Origin of the sequence: Dolichospermum sp. UHCC 0259, assembly GCF_009711935.1 — a bacterium.
Classification (GTDB): Bacteria; Cyanobacteriota; Cyanobacteriia; order Cyanobacteriales; family Nostocaceae; genus Dolichospermum.
In genome coordinates, this window is the sequence record NZ_VIKX01000252.1 from 1 (window position 1) to 6,354 (window position 6,354).

Annotated in this window: 8 protein-coding genes, 2 tRNA genes and 1 pseudogene; 10 read left to right on the plus strand and 1 reads right to left on the minus strand. The window is 36.1% G+C overall.

The window, feature by feature from the left end; all coding sequences use genetic code 11:
* Positions 1 to 59 precede the first annotated feature (59 nt).
* The 10 genes and pseudogenes from FJR05_RS20975 to FJR05_RS21020 all read left to right on the plus strand — a co-directional run.
* On the plus strand, positions 60 to 350 hold the full coding sequence (locus FJR05_RS20975; RefSeq protein WP_168645909.1) for a GUN4 domain-containing protein: 291 nt from the start codon (positions 60 to 62) through the stop codon (positions 348 to 350).
* Between the two features lie 55 nt (positions 351 to 405).
* A complete protein-coding gene (locus FJR05_RS20980; RefSeq protein WP_168645910.1) occupies positions 406 to 660 on the plus strand; it encodes a hypothetical protein in 255 nt (84 codons plus the stop codon).
* Between the two features lie 186 nt (positions 661 to 846).
* The gene (gene rsmA / locus FJR05_RS20985; RefSeq protein WP_168645911.1) at positions 847 to 1,689 is read left to right on the plus strand and encodes a 16S rRNA (adenine(1518)-N(6)/adenine(1519)-N(6))-dimethyltransferase RsmA; all 843 of its coding nucleotides are present in this window, start codon (positions 847 to 849) and stop codon (positions 1,687 to 1,689) included.
* Between the two features lie 75 nt (positions 1,690 to 1,764).
* Entirely contained in the window at positions 1,765 to 2,712 is a 948-nt protein-coding gene (gene ispE, locus FJR05_RS20990) for a 4-(cytidine 5'-diphospho)-2-C-methyl-D-erythritol kinase (protein ID WP_168645912.1), read from the plus strand.
* Between the two features lie 35 nt (positions 2,713 to 2,747).
* Positions 2,748 to 3,071: a DUF3082 domain-containing protein gene (locus tag FJR05_RS20995; protein ID WP_168645913.1), complete on the plus strand. Its 324-nt coding sequence runs from the start codon at positions 2,748 to 2,750 to the stop codon at positions 3,069 to 3,071.
* 320 nt (positions 3,072 to 3,391) lie between these two features.
* Positions 3,392 to 3,474 (plus strand) — tRNA-Tyr (locus FJR05_RS21000).
* Positions 3,475 to 3,558: 84 nt separating this feature from the next.
* Positions 3,559 to 3,630, plus strand: a tRNA-Thr gene (locus FJR05_RS21005).
* A gap of 164 nt (positions 3,631 to 3,794) precedes the next feature.
* The gene (locus FJR05_RS21010) at positions 3,795 to 3,956 is read left to right on the plus strand and encodes a hypothetical protein (protein ID WP_168645914.1); all 162 of its coding nucleotides are present in this window, start codon (positions 3,795 to 3,797) and stop codon (positions 3,954 to 3,956) included.
* A gap of 307 nt (positions 3,957 to 4,263) precedes the next feature.
* A complete protein-coding gene (locus FJR05_RS21015; RefSeq protein WP_168645915.1) occupies positions 4,264 to 5,673 on the plus strand; it encodes an ATP-binding protein in 1,410 nt (469 codons plus the stop codon).
* Positions 5,674 to 5,688: 15 nt separating this feature from the next.
* Positions 5,689 to 6,219, plus strand: a pseudogene (locus FJR05_RS21020) (response regulator transcription factor); the annotation flags it as partial.
* A gap of 11 nt (positions 6,220 to 6,230) precedes the next feature.
* On the opposite strand, the gene FJR05_RS21025 reads toward FJR05_RS21020, so the two are convergent.
* Positions 6,231 to 6,354 (minus strand): transposase (locus FJR05_RS21025; RefSeq protein WP_168642427.1); only part of this gene is annotated, 124 nt, incomplete at its 5' end.

Sequence of the window (6,354 nt, forward strand, 5' to 3'; positions counted from 1 at the left end):
CCTACTTCTACCTACCCTATAAACTCTCGAAAGTGGGGGGAGAGTGAAAAACTACAAGTTTGCCTTGTCAGGATTTACAAATAATTGATCAATTGTGGACAAAATATAGTCAAGGACATTTTGGTTTTAGCATTCAAACCCAAATTTATCATAGCTGTGATACCGACTATGCCCAATTTTGTAGTACAGTAGGTTGGTATTTACCCTATGCTACTTCCCCCCGTCAACAATTATCCTTTAAGTTATCTGCACCAATAGGTCATTTACCTTCTCACTTTTGGGCTAGTGGTACTCAGTTAGGAAGACACATGAAAGCTTTAGCCGCAAAGGTGGCAAGCTGTTACAATTAGTTTAGAATGGATATCCCGGAGTTTGTGTCTTTTTCTGTAATAATAGCGAGGCAATATGACAACACAAGTTGTATTAGGAAATATTAATCCTGTTGTATTAGAAAAATTACAGAGTTTAGCTCAAAGCCATAACCGCAGTTTGGAAGATGAAGTTAAGACAATTTTGGAAAATTTTGTAGAGGCTGAAGTAGTCAATCAAGAATCGGTTGCTGCACAAGCTTGGGGAAAAATAGATATTGCCCGTCAGCGTCATTTAGATAAAATTTTTAGTGATAGTGTTGAACTTTTACGTGAGGATCGAAACCGTTGAATTTACAATGAATTTTATGAAAGAAATATGTGAATATGAGGTTTTAAGTTACATCTTAAATGGTGTATGTAAGTAATTTGTGGTATTATTAAAAGTGGACTCACACTCACATCATTAATTATCATAGAGATTGTTATTGTCCAATAACGTAATCCTGTAATAAGTCTAATTTTTAATGTCAACAAAATGATTCAACCCCGTAAACAGTTTGCTCAACATTGGTTAAAAAGTGATAAGGCTCTGAATGCAATTGTCCAAGCGGCTAATTGTCAAGAAACTGATAAAGTTTTAGAAATTGGTCCGGGTACAGGAATTCTCACTCGTCGGTTATTGCCGCTAGTAAAATCTTTGCTTGCAGTAGAAATTGACAGAGATTTGTGTAAGTTACTGGCTAAACAATTGGGAGAAAAAGAAAATTTTCTCCTGTTACAGGGAGATTTTCTCACCCTTGATTTACCATCACAATTAACAGCATTTACTAATTTTCAGAAGCAGAATAAAGTTGTTGCTAATATTCCTTATAATATTACTGGACCAATTATTGAAAAGCTACTGGGGACGATTTCTCATCCTAATCCAGAGCCTTTTGATGCGATCGTTTTGTTAATACAGAAAGAAGTAGCTGAAAGATTATACGCTAAACCCGGTTCGAGAACTTTTGGGGCGTTGTCGGTACGGGTGCAATATTTGGCAGATTGTGAGTTAATTTGTACTGTTCCTGCGGCGGCATTTGTGCCTCCACCCAAGGTAGATTCGGCTGTGGTGCGGTTGAGTCCTAAACAGATAGAAATTCCGGCTCATGACCCCAAACAGTTAGAAACTCTGGTGAAATTGGGATTTGGGTCAAAGCGAAAAATGTTAAGAAATAATTTACAATCGGTAATTGAACGAGACAACTTGACCCAAATACTGGAACAATTAGGAATAAATCCTCAAGTTCGGGCTGAAGACCTTGGTGTTGACCAATGGGTATCACTGGTAAATACTATAGCAGCAGTCGGGAGTCAGGAGTCAGGAGGAAGAAATTGAAGAATAGAGAATGAAATTTCTCCCCTATTGCCTATTCCCTATTGCCTATTCCCTGTTCCCTGCTAAATAACCGTTATGCGTTCTTACAGTTTAATTGCACCTGCGAAAATCAATTTATATTTGGAAATTATCGGGAGTCGTGCTGATGGGTATCATGAATTAGCAATGATACTCCAAAGTATAGATTTGTCCGACCAAATTGATATCCATTCTGCCAGCACTGAAAATATCCGTGTTTATTGTGATCATCCTCAAGTACCTACAGACCAAACTAATTTAGTTTATAAAGCGGCTGCATTAATGGCTAGGGAATTTCCCAAAGCTTTTAGTAATTTTGGTGGTGTGGATATTACTATCAAAAAGCATATTCCTGTTGCTGCTGGTTTAGCGGGGGGTTCTAGTAATGCCGCAGCGGTGTTAGTGGGAATGGATTTACTTTGGAATTTGGGATTAACTCAATCAGAATTGGAAGAATTGGGGGCTAGTCTTGGTTCAGATGTGCCATTTTGTATTGGTGGGGGAACGGTAATTGCTACGGGTAGAGGTGAAGAACTTTCTCCTTTGCAAAGTTTGGATAATTTACATATAGTCTTGGCTAAATATCGCAGTTTGGAAGTTTCTACACCTTGGGCATATAAAACCTATCGGCAACAATTTGGGATTAATTATATTCAAGATTCGGAAGGTTTCGCGGTTCGTGCTAGTGCTTTTCATTCAGAAGATATGGTAAAAGCTATCTTGAATAAGAATACAGAAAACATTGCCAAAAAACTACATAATGATTTGGAAAAAGTTGTTTTACCAGCTTATCCTCAAGTATGGCAATTGCGGGAATTATTCGCCAGTCAATCTGGGGTTTTAGGCACAATGATGTCTGGTTCTGGTCCTTCTGTATTTGCTATTGTTGAATCTCAAAATCAAGGAGAAATAGTTAAGCAGCGGATACGTGAGGCGATTCCTGATGAGGATTTGGAATTGTTTGTCACCCATACAATTAAACATGGAATTAAAATCGCTCAATAACATCCCCTAAAAATTGTCTAATTTATTACTTTGCTATGAATCAACCGCCAGAAATGCCTTCAGTAGATAGTTCTAATCAAGTTCAAGCAACTCCTTTACGCTGTATAACTGGTTCTGTGATATCGGGAGGATTTGCATTTGCTACTTATTCTTTAATGATAGCGATCGCCACTACTTTTGCCAATAAACCCACCCATTCTGACAACCAAACTGTGATCAATATTGCTTCTGCTGTGCGGACTCTAGTTGTAGGTATAGTAGCCTTGGGAGCGGGAATATTTGGGTTAGTTGCATTAGGTTTATTCGCCTTATCAATACAACTTTTGATCCAGAAATTAAGCAATCCTAAAAGTAGTTAGGAATCAGGGTAAGCTCATCTAATTTGGGATAATATGTACTTGGCAAATTAAACAACATAAGTATAAGAGATTGCGTAGAAACAATACTTGACAGATAAAACAGATAAGTGAGATGAAAACAATGCTGTAGTTGAAAATCTCGGTAGTGGTAAATAATATGTAATTAATTCTGTCCAGGTACTTAAATGGTACGAACTAATGGCATAAACTGCGGAAACTAGCTTGGAGCAAAGCATTTAGACTTTACCAAAAAATATTTTCTCCCACCCCTTGTCAAAACTAGGGGGTGCTGCTATTATAGTTAAACGTGGGAAACAAACGGGTCGATGTCCGAGTGGTTAATGGAGACGGACTGTAAATCCGTTGGTTTACGCCTACGCTGGTTCAAATCCAGCTCGGCCCATATCCTACAAAGCTTAAGAATTATAAATGCTGTACCACAGACTAAGTGTACAGCATTATAAGTCTTAATTTTGATTAATTTTTCGCCCGTGTGGCTCAGTGGTAGAGCACACCCTTGGTAAGGGTGAGGTCACGAGTTCAATCCTCGTCACGGGCTTTTGTCTTGTTTGCTCTAATACCGTGATGTTTGGGGGATAACCTATCCAATAACTCAGCACGGGTGAGCGTTGCTAGTGAGTGGTATGTCAAGCGAAAAATTGTGAGTTTGAGGGAAAATAGAGAGGCTACTATAAATCTCAGCAGATATCCTCATAACTGATTGTGCTCAAGACCTATATTGTCCAGTTAAGTCAAGAAGAACGGCAGACCCTACAAGATTTGGTATCTAAATGCAAAGCAGCGGCTTACAACATTAAGCACTTACTCAACAACGACTATCCCGATAGAACCCCACAACCTTTTCATATCTGTATGAAAGCTTAATCAGGGTTAAAGTTTCCAGAAAAGACAAACATTTGCTAAAATATTAAGCGTATTCTCAGATTAAATTAATTTAATTATTATTAAGTTGGTTTAGATTATTAATAGAGAAAAATATAAAAGATTTTAAAGATAGTTAAACTTAACTATTTATAGTATAAATTAAGGGTGGAATATCTATAATATTGGAGTGAAATCTAAATATTGTATTGACTTATTTCGATATTTTTAACAAATAGAATTATTTGTAATCAATAATTTATATATTTTAAAGAAAAATTAGCCAATACCAAAATAATAATTACGAAAAGTGAAACAAATTAAAAAATTTGATATTTTTTCTTTACGGTTACGTCTAACAGTTGGAATTGGTGTTTTTTCAGCTTTAACATTAGGTAGTCTGGCTGTTTGGACTAGTTGGAGAATGCAGAAAATTTTGATTGACACTCACAAATATAATATTCAACAAATAGTTGATAGGTTGCCTCGTGATGTCCAACTTTATAGTGAAATGATGCAACCCGAAACAGGTGTGCAAAAGGCTATTAATAACTTAGCAAATACCAATACATTATTATGGCTAAAAAATGCTAATAATAAAATTTTAGTAAAATCTGCAAATCTAGATTTGTTATCTGATTCTACTGTAGCTGAGTTGATGTCTCTTACCAATATGTCAATTAAACCCCAAGTTTACCAAGTTAACAAAAACTACTTTGTTTTAAGTGGTGGTGCTTTGCAGGTTCAGGGTAAGTTGTTGGGTACATTATTTATAGTTCAGGATATTACGACTGAACAAACTATGTTTGTGGCAATGGTTAGGAGTTTGAGTATTGCCAGTATTTTAGCAATTATTGTGATTACTGTGGCGATCGCACTTTATATTCAGCGTTCTCTAAAACCATTACGTCAATTAAGTCAAATGACTTCTGTAATTTCTATAGAAGATTTAGGACAAGCACAGCTATATCTTGATAATGCCCCCAGTGAAGTGAAAGAACTAGCTCAAACTTTAACTATGTTGCTATCACGTCTTTCCCAATCCTGGGAACAAGAACGACAATTTGTGAGTAATGTTTCCCATGAATTACGCACGCCTTTAACTATTGTACATGGTTATTTACAAAGTGTTTTAAGACGACAAAATAATTTAACAGAAGTTCAAATAGAAGCGTTAGAAACTGCTTCATCAGAAGCTGAACATACCATCCGTTTATTACAAGATTTACTAGATTTAGCCAGGGCAGATAGTGGTTATTTACGATTTCAGATTAAATCTTATGTGTTGAATGACTTAGTTGAAGAAGTAGTAGCAATGGCAGCAAAATATAGCGATCACACTATTACTATCGAATCAACAACTTACCCCATTGAAATAAAAACAGACTACAACCGCTTAAAACAAGTTTTACTAAATTTAATTGATAATGCCGTCAAATATTCTGCTGCTGGTACACCAATAATTTTAAAATTAGATCAGTTTCATGATAAAGTAGTTATTCAAGTTTGTGATCATGGTTATGGCATTCCTTTACAACATCAAGCCAGAATTTTTGAAAGATTTTACCGCGTAGATGAATCCCGCAGTCCTGCAACAGGTGGATCTGGTTTAGGCTTATCAATTGTGAAAACTCTTGTAGAAGGGATGAAAGGTAATGTGACTGTGCAATCAAAATTGGATGAAGGAAGTATATTTACAATTAGTTTATTTAATAATTAATAATAATTTAAAAATATGTCAGCACATATTCTTTTAGTAGAAGATGAAGTCAAACTAGCGCGATTTGTTGAATTAGAATTAAAGAGCGAAGGTTACAACGTCAGTGTTGCTAATGATGGCATGACTGGGTTAACATTAGCACGAGAATCATCACCAGATTTAGCAATTTTAGATTGGATGTTACCAGGTTTATCAGGTGTAGAAATTTGTCGCCGTTTGCGGGCAACAGGTAACTCAATACCAGTAATTTTACTTACAGCAAAAGATGAGGTAAGCGATCGCGTAGCTGGTTTAGATGCAGGTGCGGATGATTATGTAATTAAACCATTTAGCATTGAAGAACTTTTAGCCAGAATTCGCGCTCATCTTCGTCGCACGCAAGAACCAGATGAGGACATTTTACAATTTGAAGACTTGAATTTAAATCGCCGAACTCGCCAAGTTTATCGAGGTAAAAAATCAATTGAATTAACAGCAAAAGAATTTGATTTATTAGAATATCTTCTTTCCCATCCCCGGCAAGTTTTTACTAGAGAACAGAGGCTCTTGCGTCCCTTTTATGGAGAATTAATACTAAAGTGCCAGTTTAATAAACTACGTAATCTAAAATTACTAAAGTTACGAAATCCATATCCAAGTCTTTTGATTAATTTGAGTTTATTATTAATTCCTTCTACAGTA